15 protein-coding genes are annotated in these 17,896 nt (G+C 56.2%); all 15 read right to left on the reverse strand.

The annotated features are described in order from the left end of the window. Positions 1-70: 70 nt before the first annotated feature. The 15 genes from JKK62_RS06270 to JKK62_RS06340 all read right to left on the reverse strand — a co-directional run bounded on the left by JKK62_RS06270 (position 71) and on the right by JKK62_RS06340 (position 17,751). On the reverse strand, positions 71-3,775 hold the full coding sequence (locus tag JKK62_RS06270; protein WP_201427158.1) for a phosphoribosylformylglycinamidine synthase: 3,705 nt from the start codon (positions 3,773-3,775) through the stop codon (positions 71-73). 230 nt (positions 3,776-4,005) lie between these two features. Beyond that, complete coding sequence (gene purD / locus JKK62_RS06275; protein ID WP_201427159.1) at positions 4,006-5,271, reverse strand: phosphoribosylamine--glycine ligase; 1,266 nt, start codon at positions 5,269-5,271, stop codon at positions 4,006-4,008. Positions 5,272-5,439: 168 nt separating this feature from the next. Next, entirely contained in the window at positions 5,440-6,624 is a 1,185-nt protein-coding gene (locus JKK62_RS06280) for a phosphoribosylaminoimidazolecarboxamide formyltransferase (protein WP_201427160.1), read from the reverse strand. A 160-nt stretch (positions 6,625-6,784) separates the two neighbouring features. Continuing rightward, entirely contained in the window at positions 6,785-7,504 is a 720-nt protein-coding gene (locus JKK62_RS06285) for an IMP cyclohydrolase (protein WP_201427161.1), read from the reverse strand. A gap of 189 nt (positions 7,505-7,693) precedes the next feature. Then, a complete protein-coding gene (gene purN, locus JKK62_RS06290; protein WP_201427162.1) occupies positions 7,694-8,296 on the reverse strand; it encodes a phosphoribosylglycinamide formyltransferase in 603 nt (200 codons plus the stop codon). Then, positions 8,290-9,360: a phosphoribosylformylglycinamidine cyclo-ligase gene (gene purM, locus JKK62_RS06295; RefSeq protein WP_436286298.1), complete on the reverse strand. Its 1,071-nt coding sequence runs from the start codon at positions 9,358-9,360 to the stop codon at positions 8,290-8,292. Before purM ends, purN begins: the two co-directional genes overlap by 7 nt. A gap of 138 nt (positions 9,361-9,498) precedes the next feature. Next, a complete protein-coding gene (locus JKK62_RS06300; RefSeq protein ID WP_201427163.1) occupies positions 9,499-10,923 on the reverse strand; it encodes an amidophosphoribosyltransferase in 1,425 nt (474 codons plus the stop codon). A gap of 146 nt (positions 10,924-11,069) precedes the next feature. Then, positions 11,070-11,564 carry a 5-(carboxyamino)imidazole ribonucleotide mutase gene (gene purE / locus JKK62_RS06305; RefSeq protein ID WP_201427164.1) on the reverse strand — a complete coding sequence of 165 codons (495 nt, stop codon included), beginning with the start codon at positions 11,562-11,564 and terminating at the stop codon, positions 11,070-11,072. Positions 11,565-11,730: 166 nt separating this feature from the next. Next, on the reverse strand, positions 11,731-13,236 hold the full coding sequence (locus tag JKK62_RS06310) for an IMP dehydrogenase (RefSeq protein WP_201427165.1): 1,506 nt from the start codon (positions 13,234-13,236) through the stop codon (positions 11,731-11,733). 2 nt (positions 13,237-13,238) lie between these two features. Then, entirely contained in the window at positions 13,239-13,664 is a 426-nt protein-coding gene (locus tag JKK62_RS06315; RefSeq protein WP_201427166.1) for an aspartate carbamoyltransferase regulatory subunit, read from the reverse strand. Beyond that, positions 13,661-14,584 carry an aspartate carbamoyltransferase gene (gene pyrB, locus JKK62_RS06320; protein ID WP_201427167.1) on the reverse strand — a complete coding sequence of 308 codons (924 nt, stop codon included), beginning with the start codon at positions 14,582-14,584 and terminating at the stop codon, positions 13,661-13,663. The genes JKK62_RS06315 and pyrB overlap by 4 nt, the downstream gene beginning before the upstream one ends. Next, positions 14,581-15,225, reverse strand: a complete 645-nt coding sequence (gene pyrE / locus JKK62_RS06325) for an orotate phosphoribosyltransferase (protein WP_279380604.1) — start codon at positions 15,223-15,225, stop codon at positions 14,581-14,583. The genes pyrB and pyrE overlap by 4 nt, the downstream gene beginning before the upstream one ends. A 189-nt stretch (positions 15,226-15,414) precedes the next feature. Continuing rightward, a complete protein-coding gene (gene pyrF / locus JKK62_RS06330; RefSeq protein WP_201427168.1) occupies positions 15,415-16,119 on the reverse strand; it encodes an orotidine-5'-phosphate decarboxylase in 705 nt (234 codons plus the stop codon). Beyond that, complete coding sequence (locus tag JKK62_RS06335) at positions 16,112-17,029, reverse strand: dihydroorotate dehydrogenase (protein ID WP_201427169.1); 918 nt, start codon at positions 17,027-17,029, stop codon at positions 16,112-16,114. Before JKK62_RS06335 ends, pyrF begins: the two co-directional genes overlap by 8 nt. Beyond that, positions 17,017-17,751: a dihydroorotate dehydrogenase electron transfer subunit gene (locus tag JKK62_RS06340; protein ID WP_201427170.1), complete on the reverse strand. Its 735-nt coding sequence runs from the start codon at positions 17,749-17,751 to the stop codon at positions 17,017-17,019. The genes JKK62_RS06335 and JKK62_RS06340 overlap by 13 nt, the downstream gene beginning before the upstream one ends. Between the last annotated feature and the right edge of the window lie 145 nt (positions 17,752-17,896).

The raw sequence follows: 17,896 nt of genomic DNA on the forward strand, positions 1-17,896 counted from the left end.
TAATCATTATATATGTATAAAGGCTGCTGTTCAACGCGAACAGCAGCCTTTCCTTATAATAATATACTTATCAGCCCTTAAAATACTTGACCGCCGACTCAAACATCTTGATATCGTAGTTGCCGGGGACGTTTTGGTACAGACCGCTGTTCCAGCGCTCGGAGTGTCCCATCTTGCCGAATACTCTGCCGTCGGGCGAGGTAATACCCTCGATCGCGTAGACGGAGTTGTTCGGGTTGAAATGAACGTCGGTGGTCGCGTTGCCGGACAAATCAACGTACTGAGTCGCGATCTGGCCGTTTGCGGCTAATTCTCTCACCAATTCCTCGGAGCAATAGAAGCGTCCCTCGCCGTGCGAGATCGGTACATTGTACACATCGCCGACGTTGGTCAGGCTCAGCCACGGGCTCATATTGGACGCCACACGAGTATGCACGATACGGCTCTGGTGGCGCGAGATGGTGTTGTAGGTCAGGGTCGGGCAGTTCTCATCGGTGTCGATGATCTTCCCGTAGGGCACCAGACCGAGCTTGATCAGCGCCTGGAAGCCGTTGCAGATACCGCACATCAAGCCGCCGCGGTTATCGAGCAGATCGGTCACGCCCTCTTTGACTGCCGCGTTGCGGAAGAAGGCGGTGATGAACTTCGCCGAACCGTCGGGCTCGTCGCCGCCGGAGAAGCCGCCGGGGATAAAGACCATCTGCGCCTCTTTCAGCTCACGTGCAAATTGTTCTACGCTCTGACGAATGCCCTCGGCACTCAGGTTGTTGATGACGAGGATCTTCGCGTCAGCGCCCGCGTCAGCCATCGCCTTAGCGGAATCGTACTCACAGTTGGTACCCGGGAACGCGGGGATCAGCACCTTGGGCTTAGCCGAGCAAGCGTGTGCTTTTTTGTTCTGTGTTGTGTTAGCGGTATAGGAGAAGGTCTCGACCGGAGCCTTTGTATCAGCGATATTGCAGGAATAGACGCCCTCGAGCTTATCCTCATATACCTTTAATATATCATTTTCCGCGACAGACTCGTCACCGTAGGAGAATTTGCCGTCGTCGGTGATCGAGCCGATCAGCGTACCGTCGAGCGTTTCATCCGTTTCGATCAGGAACGCGCCGTAGCAATAGCCAAAGAGCTTGTCAAGTTCGATCTCCTCGTTGAAGCTAAAGCCGAAGCCGTTGCCGAACGCGGATTTCATGACCGCCTCGGCGATACCGCCGATGGTCGGCGTATACGCGGCGCAGACCTTGCCCGCGCGCATCAGGTCGGTGACCTTGTTGTACAGCGCGATCAGGCTGTCGGTCTCAGGCAGACCGTTTTCATCATATTCGGGAGCGAGCAGATATACCTTGTGGCCTGCCGCCTTGAACTCGGGAGAAATGATGTTCTTCACCTGATCGGTGGTAACGGCGAAGGATACCAGCGTCGGCGGAACGTCGAGATCCTCAAAGCTGCCGGACATACTGTCCTTGCCGCCGATGGAGCCGATACCGAGGTTCATCTGCGCCTTGAACGCGCCGAGCAGTGCCGAAAGCGGCTTGCCCCAGCGTTTGCCGTCCGTACCGGGCTTCTCAAAATACTCCTGGAAGGTGAGGTACACATCCTCAAAGGACGCGCCTGTCGCGATCAGCTTGGAAACACTTTCCACGACCGCCAGATACGCGCCGTGATAGGGACTTTTCTCGGTGATGAGCGGATTGTAGCCCCACGCCATCAGGGAGACGGTGTCGGTGTGCTTCTTCTCCACGCTGACCTTCTGCACCATCGCCTGGATCGGGGTGAGCTGATTCTTGCCGCCGAAGGGCATCAGCACCGTACCCGCGCCGATGGTGGAGTCAAAGCGCTCGGAAAGACCGCGCTTGGAGCAGATATTCAGATCGGAAGCGAGCTGCTTCATATTCTCGGCAAAGCTGCCGTTGATCTTCTTTGTATAATCCTGAGGAGCGGCGGGCGTGATATCGATATGCTTCTCCGCGCCGTTAGAATTGAGGAACTCGCGGGAGATATCGACGATCTTGTTGCCGTTCCATGTCATGGTGAGTCGGGGTTCTTCCTTGACCACGGCAACCGGGCAGGCGTTCAGATTCTCCTCTTTCGCCAACGCCAAAAACGCGTCGACGTTCTCGGGCTCGACGACGACCGCCATGCGCTCCTGTGATTCGGAGATCGCCAGCTCCGTGCCGTCCAGACCCTCATATTTCTTGGGAACGGCGTTGAGGTCGATATCGAGACCGTCAGCCAGCTCGCCGATCGCAACGGAAACGCCGCCCGCGCCGAAGTCGTTACAGCGCTTGATCATGCGGGTCGCTTTACGGTTGCGGAACAATCTTTGCAGTTTTCTTTCCTCGGGGGCGTTACCCTTCTGCACCTCCGCGCCGCAGGTCTCTACCGAATGGGCGTTATGCGCCTTGGAAGAGCCTGTCGCGCCGCCGATACCGTCGCGTCCTGTCGCGCCGCCCAGCAGGATGACCACATCACCGGGAGCGGGGACCTCGCGGCGGATATTCTCAGCGGGAGCCGCGGCGATGACCGCGCCGATCTCCATACGCTTCGCGGCATAGCCGGGATGATAGATCTCGTCCACGATGCCGGTCGCCAGACCGATCTGGTTGCCGTAGGAGCTGTAGCCCTGCGCGGCGGTGGTAACGATCTTGCGCTGTGGGAGCTTACCCTCGATGGTCTCGGACACGGGAACGGTCGGGTCAGCCGCGCCGGTCACACGCATCGCGCCGTAGACATAAGCGCGTCCCGAGAGCGGATCACGGATCGCGCCGCCGATGCAGGTCGCCGCGCCGCCGAAGGGCTCGATCTCGGTGGGATGGTTATGGGTCTCGTTCTTGAACAGCAGGAGCCACGGCTCGATCACGCCGTCGACCTCGACCTCCATCTTCACGGTGCAGGCGTTGATCTCCTCGCTCTCGTCGAGCTTATCGAGCTTGCCGTCCTTTTTGAGCTGACGGACGGCGATGGTCGCCAGATCCATCAGGCAAACGGGCTTGGTCCTGCCCAAATTCTTTCTAACATCCATATAATCGTTGTACGCCGCCTGTAACAGCTCATCCTCGAACTTCACGCTGTCGATCGTGGTCAGGAAGGTGGTATGACGGCAGTGATCCGACCAGTAGGTGTCGATCATGCGGATCTCGGTGATGGTCGGGTCACGGTGCTCCGACTGAAAATACTGCTGACAGAAAGCGATATCGTCGATATCCATCGCCAGACCGTAGTCCGCTATGAACTGAGCGAGCCCCTCTCTGTCGAGCTGATTGAAGCCGTCAAGGGTCTTAACGGTAGTCGGGATCTCATATTGAACCGTCAGGGTCGCGGGCTTCGTGAGTGCCGCCTCACGCGCCTCGACGGGGTTGATGACATATTTCTTGATCTCAGCGATCTCAGCGTCGGTCAGATCGCCGTACAGGATATAGACCTTTGCCGAACGGATCGTCGGTCGGTCGCCCTGCGAGATGATCTGGATACACTGGGCGGCGGAATCCGCTCGCTGGTCAAACTGACCGGGCAGGAACTCCACACCGAAGACAGTGGTATGCGCGCCTTTTTCTATTTCGATCTCAGGCGTCGCGATATCGAGCTGCGGCTCGGAGAACACCGCGCCGACAGCATAATTGAACAGCTCCTCGGTGATATTCTCCGCGTCGTAGCGGTTGATGACGCGCACATCGGTCAGGGACTTGATCGACAAAAGCTCGTTGATCTCGCCGAGAAGGGCTTTTGCCTCATTCTGCAAGCCCTCTTTCTTTTCTACAAATACTCTATAAACCATTTCATCCTCCGTAGGAATCAAATAGGCTTCCCCTTGGGGGGAAGCTGTCAGACAACGTCTGACTGATGAGGGGCAGACTTTTCCATTCTTACCCCGAATTCAGTTGCACAAAAATATCCCCTTACAAATGGTGATGTACAACACTCTTTGAATCATTGATGAAAGGATAGGTGATCCCCTCATCCGTCACCTTTGGTGACACCTTCCCCCCGAGGGGAAGGCTCTTACTCTTACCCTTTTGCTTTCAGCGCTCTTTGACCGATATCGTGGCGGTAAAAGGCGTTGTCAAAATGAATCCGCTCCACCATTTTGTAGGAGCTGTCGATCGCTTCCTGCAAGGTGTCGGCGATCGCGGTCACGCCTAAGACGCGTCCGCCGGAGGTCAGGAGCTTGCCGTCCTCACACTTAGCGCCCGCGACAAATACACAGTCGGCAATATCCTCGGGGATGGTGATCTCGTAGCCCTTTTCATAGGATACGGGATAGCCCTCGCTCGCCATGATGACACAGGCGGCGTTTTTATCCGCAAACTCCACTTCCGTCTGCGCAAGCGTGCCGTCGGTAGTGGCTTTCATGATGGTGAACAGGTCGGATTTGAGCAGCGGCAGCACCACCTGTGTTTCGGGATCGCCGAAACGGCAGTTGTATTCGATGACCTTGGGGCCGTCCTTTGTGATCATCAAGCCGAAGTACAGGCATCCCTTGAAGGTTCTGCCCTCGGCGTTCATCGCGTTGATGGTCGGCAAAAAGATCTTCTCCATGCACTCCTTCGCGACCGCCTCGGTATAGTAAGGATTCGGAGCGACCGTGCCCATGCCGCCGGTGTTCAGACCCGTGTCGTTATCACCGGCACGCTTGTGATCCATCGAGGAGATCATCGGCACGACGACCTTGCCGTCGGTGAAGCTCAGCACGCTGACCTCGGGGCCTTCGAGAAACTCTTCGACCACGATGCTGTTGCCGCTCTTACCGAACTTCTTGTCCTTCATGATGGAGATGATCGCGTCCTCTGCCTCTTCGCGGGTCATCGCGATGATGACGCCCTTGCCCAGCGCTAAACCGTCCGCCTTGATAACGGTAGGGATCGGAGCGGTCTTGATGTATGCAAGCGCCTTGTCCGCGTCGTCGAACACCTCATAAGCCGCGGTGGGGATGCCGTATTTCTTCATCAGGTTCTTGGAAAAAACCTTACTGCCCTCGATGATCGCGGCTTCACTGCGCGGACCGAAGCAGGGGACGCCGTGCGCTTCGAGCGCGTCGACACAGCCCAGCACCAGCGGATCGTCGGGCGCGACGACCGCGTAGTCGATGCTGTTCTCCACGGCGAAGGTCACGATATTGTCGATATCCGTCGCGCCGATATTGACGCACTGCGCGTCAGCGGCGATACCGCCGTTGCCCGGCAGGGCGTAGATCACATCGATCTCTTGATTCTCTTTCAGTTTTTTGATGATGGCGTGCTCGCGTCCGCCGCCGCCTACAACTAATACTTTCATGTTGTTTCCCCTTTTAACCAACTTATTGTAGGGGAGGGTCTTGACCCTCCCTATCCGTCAAAAAAACAGACAGCCAAATTGATATCTTTCAAAAAATCATTCACAAAAATACTGCAACCATTCGCTTCGCGATCGGGAGAGTCAAGACTCTCCCCTACACCGGAAATATCAATGGTGGAACAATCTCATGCCCGTGAACGCCATCGCCATGCCGTACTTGTCACAGCAGTCGATGACCGCGTCATCACGGATGGAGCCGCCGGGCTCCGCGATATATTTGACGCCGCTCTTGTACGCTCTCTCGATATTGTCGGAGAACGGGAAGAACGCGTCCGAACCAAGCGCGACGTTGTCGATGGTATCGAGATACGCTCTCTGCTCCTCATCGGTAAAGGGAGCGGGCTGCTCGGTAAAGTATTTCTGCCAGTTGCCGTCGGCGGTAACATCCTCTTCATTGCGGTTGATATAACCGTCGATGACGTTGTCGCGGTCGGGACGGCGGATATCCTCGCGGAACGGGAGGTTGAGCACCTTATCGCTCTGGCGGAGGAACCATGTGTCCGCCTTGGAGCCTGCCAGACGGGTGCAGTGGATACGGCTCTGCTGACCCGCGCCGACGCCGATCGCCTGACCGTCTACCGCGTAGCAGACGGAATTGGACTGGGTATATTTGAGGGTGATCAGGGAGATGATCAGATCGCGCACAGCGCTCTCGGGCATCTCCTTGTTCTTGGTTACGATGTTCTCGAGCAGAGCGCGGTTGATCTCAAAGTTGTTTCTGCCCTGCTCAAAGGTGATGCCGTAGACCTGCTTATGCTCAACGGGATCGGGAACATAGTTCGGGTCGATCTGTACGATATTGTAGTTGCCTTTTCTCTTGGATTTGAGGATCTCGAGCGCCTCGGGCTCATAGCCGGGGGCGATGATGCCGTCACTTACCTCACGCTGGATCATTTTCGCGGTGGTCACGTCGCAGACGTCACTCAGCGCGACCCAGTCGCCGAAGGAGCACATACGGTCGGTACCGCGCGCACGCGCATAGGCACAGGCAAGCGGGCTGTCATCCAGACCCTCGATGTCATCGACAAAGCAAGCCTTTTTGAGCTTATCGGAAAGCGGTACGCCGACAGCCGCCGAGGTGGGGCTGACGTGCTTGAACGAGGTGACGGCAGGCAGTCCGAGCGCCTCCTTGAGCTCCTTAACGAGCTGCCAGGAGTTGAACGCGTCGAGGAAGTTGATGTAGCCGGGTCTGCCGCACAGGATCTCGATCGGCAGATCAGAACCGTCGTGCATAAAGATCTTCGCGGGTTTCTGGTTGGGATTACAACCGTATTTCAATTCAAATTCTTTCATTGATAAAACTCCTCTCTGATTTGGCCCCCTTTCCTAAGGGGGCTGTCGCCATAGCGACCGGGGGTTGATACGCAAAATCAAGATGATTTTTCAAAGAATATCGTAATACAACGATCAACCCTCCGCCCTATCGGGCACCTCCCTTAGAAAAGGGAGGCTATTATCTATTCTTATTCACCAGACGATTCTCTTCCTCGCCGGTCTCGAGGTCGATGTATCTGACATACAGCGAGATCTTGTTGTTCTCGTCCAGCGCGTTCCACAGTTTGTCGGTGAACGCGTCGATGTCATCGTCGATCGCGACTCTCTCCGGCTCTCCCTGGAAGGTCGGGATCGGGTTGCCGTCGCAGACATAGGTGTGGATGAAGTGACCTAAGCCCGCCTTGGACGGATAGCTGAAAAGGTAACGCGCGCAGTCGCTGCCCTCGGGGTCGATGGACTTGAGGATGGACATCTTATAGCTGAAATCGCCGTCCTCAAAGGTCAGCATACCGCTGATACGGGGTGTGAGATTCGGCGCGTCGGGCTCGAATTCACGGCTCTTGAGAGAACCGTTGAAGCACTTGCCGTTCTGCAGACCCTCATAGATGGTGTCGGTCTGGTCGCCGTTGGTGACGATCAGGTTGTTCTCATACTCACGGATCGCCGCATAGATGATCAGCGAGGGATCCTCGACCTTAGATGCGTCGAAGGGCTCGGTGAATACCGCGCCGTCGCGCTCGGTGAAGATGCGGTTTCTGGAATTGGCGCTGCGACCCATGATGAAGTAAGCGGTCGCCGCCTTGGTGCCGTCGGCAGTCTTGCCGATGATGATGCCTCTGCCCGGATAGGTGTTGCCGTCGAGCAGCTCGGCGATATCGTTGATTTTATAGATGTTCATTTTCATATACCCCCAAAACAATGATTGAAACCTTATAAGCCTCCCTTTTCTAAGGGAGGTGGTGCGAAGCACCGGAGGGTTGTCACATACGTAAAGATGGTTTTCTGAAACAGTGATCAAAACGCATCCTATCAACCCTCAGTCGCCTTGACACAAGTGTCCGGCGACAGCTCCCTTAGGAAAGGGAGCCTATTGTATCAGCGAAGCCGAAACCTTTTCGACAGATTCGGGCAGGATGATCCACTCCGCCTGCTCCATGACGCGTCGTTGCAGGAGCTCGGGCGTGTCGCCGTCCTTTACCTCGACCGCCTTTTGCGCGATGATCTCGCCGCCGTCGGGGATCTCGTTGACAAAGTGGACGGTCGCGCCGGTCACCTTGACGCCTTTTTCAAGCGCCGCCTCATGGACCCGCAGGCCATAGTATCCCGTTCCACAGAAAGAAGGGATTAAGGACGGATGGATGTTGAGGATACGGTGGTCATAGCGCGCGGTGAATCGCTCCGATAAAATCGACATGAAGCCCGCGAGAACGATCAGATCGATCCCGTTTTCCTCGAGCGCTTCGATCATGGCGGTCTCAAATGCCTCTTGTGTTTTTAATTCTTTTTTAGAAATATATAACGCTTTGATCCCGGCATTCTCGGCGCGGGTCAGCGCATAGGCGTTTTGGTTGTTGGAGATCACCAGCGTGATCTCGCCGCTATGGATGATCCCGCTGTTCTGCGCGTCAATCAGCGCCTGCAGGTTCGTGCCGCCGCCGGAAACCAAAACAGCGATCTTCTCCTTTAACATAACTCGATCTTCTCCTCGCCCTGCGCCTTGACGATCTCGCCGATAAGATAAGCGTCCTCGCCCTCAGCCTTGAGGATCGCGAGCGCCTCATCCGCCTGAGAAGCAGGGACGACGATGCTCATGCCGACGCCCATGTTGAAGGTGTTGAACATATCGTGCTCCGAGATACCGCCCTTTTCCTGAATGAGGCGGAAGATCGGCAGGATACGGACAGCGTCCTTCCGGATATTCGCGCACAGTCCGTCGGGGATGGAACGCGGGATGTTCTCATAGAAACCGCCGCCGGTGATATGCGAGATGCCCTTGACCTGCACCTTGTCGAGCAGCGCCAGAACGGGCTTGACATAGATCCTGGTCGGGGTGAGCAGGGTCTCGCCCACGCTCTTGCCGCCGAGAGCCTCCACAGGTGTTTTGATATCGGCGTTCTCTACGTCAAATACCTTGCGAACGAGAGAAAAACCGTTAGAATGAACGCCGGAGGACGGCAGCGCGATGACGACGTCGCCGACCGCCATCTTCTTGTTATCGATGATCTTATCTTTATCGACCACACCGGTGCTGTAACCGGCGAGGTCGTATTCGTCCTCGGGATAGAAGCCGGGCATCTCAGCGGTCTCGCCGCCGATCAGCGCCGCGCCGGACTGTACACAGCCGTCGGCAACGCCCTTGACGATGTCCGCGATCCGCTCGGGAACGTTCTTGCCGCAGGCGATATAGTCGAGGAACAACAGCGGCTTCGCGCCCACGCAAACGATATCGTTGACGCACATCGCCACGCAGTCGATACCCACGGTATCGTGCTTGTCCATAAGGAACGCGAGCTTGAGCTTGGTGCCGACGCCGTCGGTGCCGCTGACCAGAACCGGCTTGGTGATGCCGGTCAGATCGAGCTCAAACAGTCCGCCGAAGCCGCCCACATCGGAGCATACGCCCGCCGTCGCGGTACGCGCGACATGCTGCTTCATCAACTCGACTGCCTTGTAACCCGCGGTGATATCGACGCCCGCCGCGGCGTAAGCGTCGGATTTGGAGTTTTTATTCATATTCTTAACCTTTCTGCTCATTTCAATGAACATTTTATAGGGAAGGGTCTCGACCCTACATTATTTGTTTCTCGCTTTGCTCGATCAATAGTACAATCCCTCACCGCGCTCAGGCGCGGAGCTCCCTTTACCAAAGGGAGCCTTAAAAGGCACACGTGCCTACTCTTCGCCGTCCCAGCAGTAGGTGCACAGCTCACATTTGGGGAGACCGATCGCCTCTACGATGCCGTCGAGGGACTGGAAATCCAGCGAATCGAATTTCAGCTTTCCGCAAATGGTTTTTCTCAGGTTTTTGCCGCGGGTCGTGGAACCGTCGGCGTATTCCTTGATATGATTGAAGCCCTCTTCCCCCTCGAGCTCGAGGATGACTCTGCGCGCGATCAGATCCATGTCGGAAGTATTGCGCGAGAAGTTGAGGTACTTACAGCCGTACATGATCGGCGGACACGCCGAGCGCATATGTACGCTCTTGGCGCCGTTCTCATACAGGAACTCGACCGTTTCTCTGAGCTGAGTACCGCGCACGATGGAGTCGTCCACAAAGAGCAGGTCTTTGTCGGTGATCAGATCATAGACGGGGATCTGCTTCATCTTCGCGATCTTGTTGCGGTCGTTCTGGTTGGTCGGCATGAAGGAGCGCGACCAGGTCGGTGTGTATTTGATGAACGCGCGCGCGAAGGGCTTGCCGCTCTCATTGGCGTAGCCGATCGCGTGAGGCGTACCCGAATCCGGCACACCGCCGACATAATCGACGTTGATATCGCCGAGATTTTTCTGATCATGGTGCGCCATGATCGCGCCGTTGCGGTAGCGCATCAGCTCGACGTTCACGCCCTCATAGGTCGAGGTCGGATAGCCGTAGTAGCTCCACAAGAAGGAGCAGATACGCTTTTTCTTGCCGGGCTTCGCGAGCTGTTTGAGATAGGTCGGCGTGAGCAGAACGATCTCGCCGGGGCCTAACTCTCTGTGGTCCTCATAGCCGAGCTTCTGGTACGCGTAGCTCTCAAAGGACACCGCGTAACCGTACTCGCTCCTGCCGATACAGACAGGCAGTCTGCCGACCTTATCACGCGCGGCGATCAGAGAGCCGTCCTCCATCAGGATCAGGATGTTCTGTGTGCCGTCGATGATGCTCTGGGCAAACTTGATGCCCTCGGCAAAGCTCGACTGTGTATCGATCAGCGCGGCGAGCAACTCGGTGGAATTCACCTTGCCGCCGGTCATCGCGTCGAAATGGCCGTAAGAATGCTTGAGGTGCCTTTCGATCAGCTCCTCCGCGTTATTGATGATACCCACGCTGCAGATCGCGTAGGTGCCTAAATGAGAGCGGATCAGCATCGGCTGAGGATCGGTGTCCGAAATGACGCCGATCGCCGAGGTGCCGACCATCTCATCAAAAATATGCAGAAACTTTGTTCTGAACGGTGCGTTTTCTATATTATGGATCTTTCTTTGTAAGCCTACCCCGGGATCGTAGGCGGCGAGTCCGCCGCGCCGTGTGCCGAGATGGGAATGGTAGTCAACGCCGAAGAACACATCCATCATGCAGTCTTCGGTTGACGTTATGCCGAAAAAGCCACCCATGATATACCTCCAAATTTTGGTGAACGGTGAATGGTGAACGGTGAATGGTGGATGGCGGGACACCCGCACCCGATCTATAGGATCTATCTCATGCAATACAAATCAAAAACGCCTCAGCGTTTCCCACCACCGTTAACTGTTATCCGTTATCCGTTAACCCTATCTAAGATTCCTTTATCTTTCTCCAAAACCACTGCCGCGTCCGATTTACGCTTGGCGTCCAGCTTTGCCGCCAGATCGGCGTCTTCTACCGCGATGATCTGCGCCGCTAAGAGCGCCGCGTTTGCCGCGCCGTTCAGTGCGACGGTCGCCACCGGGATACCGGTGGGCATCTGCACGGTAGAGAGCAGCGCGTCCAGACCGTCCATCATGCCGCCCTTACAGGGGATGCCGATGACGGGCAGGGTGGTGTTCGCGGCGATCGCGCCGGCTAAGTGCGCCGCCATACCCGCCGCGGCGATCAATACGCCGAAGCCGCGCTCGCGAGCGTTTTTCGCGAATTCAGACGCTTCAACGGGAGTGCGGTGAGCGGAATATACGTGTACTTCAAAAGGAATGTCGAGGGTCGACAGCATGTCGGTCGCCTTTTTGACGATCGGCAAATCGCTGTCGGAGCCCATGATGATCCCGACTTTTTTCATATACTGATTCCTCCAAACATATTGAGCCTCCCTTTTCTAAGGGAGGTGCCCCGACAGGGGCGGAGGGTTGCCGCGTTATCGCATAATCACTTTATGATAAACCATCAAAATACAGCGTATCAACCCTCAGTCACTTCGTGACAGCTCCCATAGGAAAGGGAGCCGTTTATTTCATCGCGGAGCTCTTATCCTTCTGGATAACGTCGTGCGCACCGCCCTCGACGATCGAGGTCGCGGATACGAGGGTGAGCTTCGCCTTTTCCTGTAATTCGCGAATGGTCAGCGCGCCGCAGTTGCACATGGTCGACTTGACCTTACTGAGCGACAGCGCGACATTGTCCTTCAACGAACCCGCGTACGGTACGAGAGAATCGACGCCTTCTTCAAAGCTGAGCTTCTTATCGCCGCCGAGGTCATAGCGCTGCCAGTTTCTCGCGCGCTGAGAGCCCTCGCCCCAATACTCTTTATAATAGGTACCGTTGATGCTGACCTTGTTGGACGGGCTCTCGTCAAAGCGGGCAAAATATCTGCCCAGCATGATGAAGTCGGCGCCCATCGCCAGCGCCAGCGTGATATGGTGATCGTATACGATACCGCCGTCGGAGCAGACGGGGATGTATACGCCGGTCTCTTCAAAATACTTATCTCTCTCGGCACAGACCTCGATCAGCGCGGTAGCCTGACCGCGGCCGATACCCTTGGTCTCGCGGGTGATACAGATCGAACCGCCGCCGATACCGACCTTGATGAAGTCGGCGCCACAGTCGGCGAGATAGCGGAAGCCCTCCGCGTCGACGACGTTGCCCGCGCCCACCTTGACGCTGTCGCCGTAGTTCTCACGGATCCAGTCGATGGTCAGCTTCTGCCACTCCGAGAAGCCCTCGGAGGAGTCGATGCACAGCACGTCGGCGCCCGCCTCGATCAGCGCGGGAACACGCTCGGCATAGTCGCGGGTGTTGATGCCCGCGCCGACAACATAACGCTTGTGCTCATCGAGCAGTTCGTTGGGATTCGCCTTATGGCTGTCGTAGTCCTTGCGGAAAACGAAGTATCTCATTTTGCCGTCCTTAGAGATCACGGGCAGGGAATTGAGCTTGTGATCCCAGATGATGTCGTTGCACTCGGACAGGGTCGCGCCCTCATAGGCGTAGATCAGCTTATCGAACGGGGTCATGAAGCTCTCGACCTTCTCGTTCTTATCCATACGGCTGACGCGGTAGTCACGGCTGGTGACGACGCCGAGGAGCTTGCCGTCGGGCTTACCGCCCTCAGTGACAGCCAGCGTGCTGTGACCGGTGCGCTCGGTCAGCTCGATGACGTCCGCCAGAGTCGCGTCGGGGCGGATATTGCTGTCGCTCTGGACAAAGCCCGCCTTATAGCTCTTGGCTCTTTTGACCATCGCCGCCTCGTTCTCAACGCTCTGGGAGCCGTAGATGAAGCTCACACCGCCCTGCGTCGCGAGGGCTACGGCGAGCTTGTCGCCGGATACCGCCTGCATGATCGCGGACACGAGCGGGATATTCATGGTGATCGCGCTCTCTTCACCCTTCTTGTACTTGACCAGAGGGGTTCTCAGGGTGACGTTAGCGGGTACGCACTCCGAAGAGGAGTAACCCGGGATGAGCAGATATTCATTAAAAGTATGGGCAGGTTCATTGATAAAAGTTGCCATCTTTAATACTTCCTTTCAGCTTTGGTTTCGCAGTAGATACAGCGGTAGATCTTATTCTCTTTATCCGTCAGGCGGAATACATGATCGAGCTCCTGTTCCGTCGTGGTGATACAACGCGGATTCATACAGCGGATGACGTTGGTCAGCTCGAGCGGCATCTCGATACAGCGCTTGCGTACCAGCTCGCCGTCACGAATGATGTTGACGGTCGCCTGCGGATCGACGAAGCCGATCACGTCCATGTTGATATGGGCTCTGGAATCGATCTTGATGATATCCTTCTTCGCCATCTTCTTTGAGGTGACGTTTTTGATGATCGCGACGGAGCAGTCCAGATCATCGAGGTGCAGCAGCTCATACAGCCGCATACCGCGTCCGGCGGTGATGTGGTCGATGACGACGCCGTCACGGATGGAATCGATATTCATATCGTGCCCGCCTCCTTGAGTAGTTTCAAAATCAGCGCCATGCGCATGTACTTGCCGTTCAAAACCTGCTTGAAGTAGCAGGCGCGGGGATCGTCGTCGATGGCGACGCTGATCTCATTGACACGGGGCAACGGGTGCATGATCGCCAGATCCTTTTTCGCGGTCATCAGCTTTTGCGGTGTGAGGATGTAGCTGTCCTTGAGCCGTAAATAATCCTCTTCATTGAAGAAACGCTCACGCTGAACGCGCGTCATATACAGGATATCGAGCTGCGGCATAACATCCTCAAGATTTGTAGTCTGTAAATACGGGATCCGCTTGCGCTGGAGAACGTCCTTTTTGACGTAGCTCGGTACTTTTAATTCTTCAGGAGAAATAAGCACAAACCGTGAGCCTTCGTAACGCGACATCGCGTTGATCAGAGAATGGACGGTCCTGCCGAATTTCAAGTCGCCGCACAGACCGATGGTCAGATTCTCCATCTTTCCCTTTTCACGATAGATAGTCAAGAGATCGGCGAGCGTCTGGGTCGGATGATTATGACCGCCGTCACCGGCGTTGATGACCGGGATGGACGCGGCTGCGGCGGCTACCATCGCCGCGCCCTCCTTCGGATGGCGCATCGCGATGATGTCCGCGTAGCAGGACACGGTCTTGGCGGTATCGGCGACGGATTCACCCTTAGCCGCGGAGCTGTTGTTGGCGGAAGATACCGAGATCACGTTGCCGCCCAGCTCGTACATCGCCGCCTCAAAGCTCAGTCGGGTACGGGTGGAGGGTTCAAAGAACAGGGTCGCGAGCTTCTTGTGCCGGCAGACCTCCTGATACTTTTCGGGATTGTCGATGATGTCGCAGGCTGTCTGCATGAGCTCCTGCAGCTCGTCGACAGACAGATCGACGATATCGAGAACAGATCTCATGCTTGTCCTCCGATCCAGCTCTCGTCGGAGGGATTGTTGCGGAATTTGATGAGTCTTTCAACGTCCTCGGGCTTGATGTAACCGTCCTCGGCGGCGACCTTCGCGATCACATCGAAGTTGGTCAGCGAGATGTTCCTGACGTCAGCGGCAGCCAGACGGTCAAGACCCTTCTGCATACCGTAGGTAAAGATGGACACGATGCCCAGCACCTCGGCGCCCGCCTCACGGAGCACGTCGACGACCTCGAGTACGGAACCGCCGGTGGAGATCAGATCCTCGACGACGACGACCTTCTGACCCTTTTCGAGTCTGCCCTCGATCTGGTTCTGTCTGCCGTGATCCTTGTGACCGGAGCGGACATAGCCCATCGGCAGTCCCATCAGGTGAGCAGTAATCGCCGCGTGAGCGATACCGGCGGTGGAGGTACCCATCAGCACCTCGACCTCGGGATAATTCTCTTTGATCAGGGTCGCGAGCCCGGTCTCAACGTCGGTACGAACCTCCGTATCCGACAGGGTCAGGCGGTTGTCGCAGTAGACAGGGCTTTTGATGCCGCTCGCCCATGTGAACGGCTCTTCGGGGCGGAAAAATACCGCCTTTATCTTTAATAGAGCCTTAGCGATTTTGATATTCAGTTCCATAAAATTCTCCTTTCAAAGCCTCCCTTTCCTAAGGGAGGTGGGCTCGCCGCAAGGCGAGGTCGGAGGGTTGAGTCCGATCATTTTATCAATCCAAGTCATTGAACTGCCACGTTTTTTCAACCCTCAGTCACTGACACAAGTGTCTGTGACAGCTCCCTTAGGAAAGGGAGCCCTTCACATTCATCAGCGTCAGCCGATGAATTCTTCCACACATCTTCTGTACGCCGCGACGGGATCCTTTGCCGCGGTGATCGGTCTGCCGACAACGATATAATCGGAGCCGATCTCTTTAGCCGCCTTGGGGGTCATCACGCGCTTTTGGTCGCCGATATCGCCGTCCGCGAAACGCACGCCCGGTGTGATGGTCAAAAAGCTGTGGCCGCAGGTCTCATGCACCTTGCCCGCTTCGAGCGGGGAGCATACCACGCCGTCAAGACCGCTTTCCATCGCGTTCTTCGCGTAGTGCATGACCACCTGATCGATCGGTTCTTTGATCAGCAGGTCATTTTCCATCGCCTGCTGATCGGTGGAGGTCAGCTGGGTCACCGCGATCAGCAGAGGACGACTGCCGTCGGGACGGGTCAGTCCCTCCAAAGCCGCCTGCATCATTGCCTTGGTACCGGCGGCGTGCAGATTGGTGATATCCACATCGAGCCCGCTCAATACCCGCATCGCTTTCATGACGGTGTTAGGGATGTCGTGGAGCTTTAAATCGAGGAAGATCTTGTGTCCTCTGCGCTTGATCTCACGCACGATGGACGGGCCCTCCGCGTAAAACAGCTCCATGCCGATCTTGACGAACGGCTTACGCACCTCGTTCTCGAACTTGTCGAGAAAGTTGAAGGTAGCTTCCGCGCTTGAAAAATCGCAGGCTACGATTACGTCCTTACCCATTCTTAACGCCTCCTATGATTTCATTTAAACTATTGATATGATATTGATCCATCACGGCGGGGAGATCCTCGATGATCTCCTTACACGCCGTGGGGTTGACTAAATTCTGTGCGCCGACCTCGACAGCCGTCGCGCCCGCTAACATCATTTCGATGACGTCCTCCGCAGTGCTTACGCCGCCCATACCGACGACGGGAATCTTTACCGCGTGAGCGACCTGATACACCATCCTCAGCGCCACGGGGAAGATCGCGGGACCCGAAAAGCCGCCCATCGTATTCTTGATGATCGGTTTCTTTGTCCGCAGGTCGATCCGCATACCGAGCAGAGTATTGATCAGGCTGATACCGTCCGCACCGGCATTCTCACACGCCTTGGCGATGCTGACGATATCGGTGACGTTCGGGCTGAGTTTGATGATGACGGGCTTTTGCGTCACCTTTTTGACCGCCCTTGTCACCTCGGCAGCCGCCTCGGGGGATGTGCCGAAGCTCATGCCGCCGCCGTGGACGTTCGGACAGCTGACGTTGACCTCCAGCCAGCCGACCTGCTCCTCTTTGTCGAGGCGCTCGCAGGTGTAGGCGTAGTCCTCGACCGAAAAGCCGCTGACATTCGCCATCACGGGTTTATGAAAACACGCTTTCAGCTTGGGCAGTTCCTCCGCGATGACCTTGTCCACGCCGGGATTTTGCAGTCCGACGGCGTTGATCATGCCCGCAGTGCACTCCGCGATACGCGGGGTGGGATTGCCGAAGCGGGGATCCTTTGTCGTTCCCTTGAACGAGAACGTTCCCAAGCAGTTGATATCGTAGATCTCGGCAAACTCATAGCCGTATCCGAAGGTGCCCGAGGCGGGGATCACGGGATTATCGAGCTTGATCCCGCACAGGTTGACGCTCAGTCTGTCCATATGATCTCCTCCTTTTTCAGCACCGGGCCATCCTTACAGATGCGCTTGTTGCCGGTGAGAGTCTTGCAGGAACAGCCCATGCAGGCGCCGAAGCCGCACCCCATGCGCTCCTCAAAGCTGAACTGACCCGAGGTTTTGACCGCCTTGTTCAAAGCCCTGAACATCGGCATCGGGCCGCAGGTGTAGAAGTAGGTATACCGCTCGGGCAGCGCGTCGGTGACAAAGCCCTTCACACCGTGTGAGCCGTCGACGGTCGTGACCTGTACGTCACAGCCGAGTGCCTTGAACTCATCCTCATAAAAGACCTCGTCCGCGGTGTTGAAGCCCAGCACGATGCGCACATCTTTTCCTTGTGCTAACAAACGTTTAGCAAGAAGGAACATCGGCGGTACGCCGACGCCGCCGCCGACCAGCAGCGGATGATCACCCGCGGGCGTCAGATCATAACCGTTGCCGAGCCCCGTCAGAATCCGCAGCACGGTACCCTCGGGCATTTCGCTCATCGCCAGAGTACCCTTGCCGACGACCTTGTAGATCAGGGTGAGCACATCGCCATCCACATCACAGACGGAGATCGGACGGCGCAGATAGAAGCCGTCAAGCTGTATATTGACGAATTCCCCGGCGTTGATGATCGCCGAGGTATCGCCGCGCAGGAGCATTTTGTATACATCCTTCGCAATTTTGGTGTTTTCTATGATGGTAAAATTCGAATCTTGCATTGGTTCACCTTCCTAAAACAGGAGCAGTGCGTTTATTTGGCTCCCTCTGACGAGGGAGCTGTCACCATTAAGGTGACTGAGGGAGAGATAACGCGGCGTAATAATGGATCGATAACATCTGACTCAATACCATGTGCAATGGTGA

The sequence above is a fragment of the Ruminococcus difficilis genome, assembly GCF_016680995.1.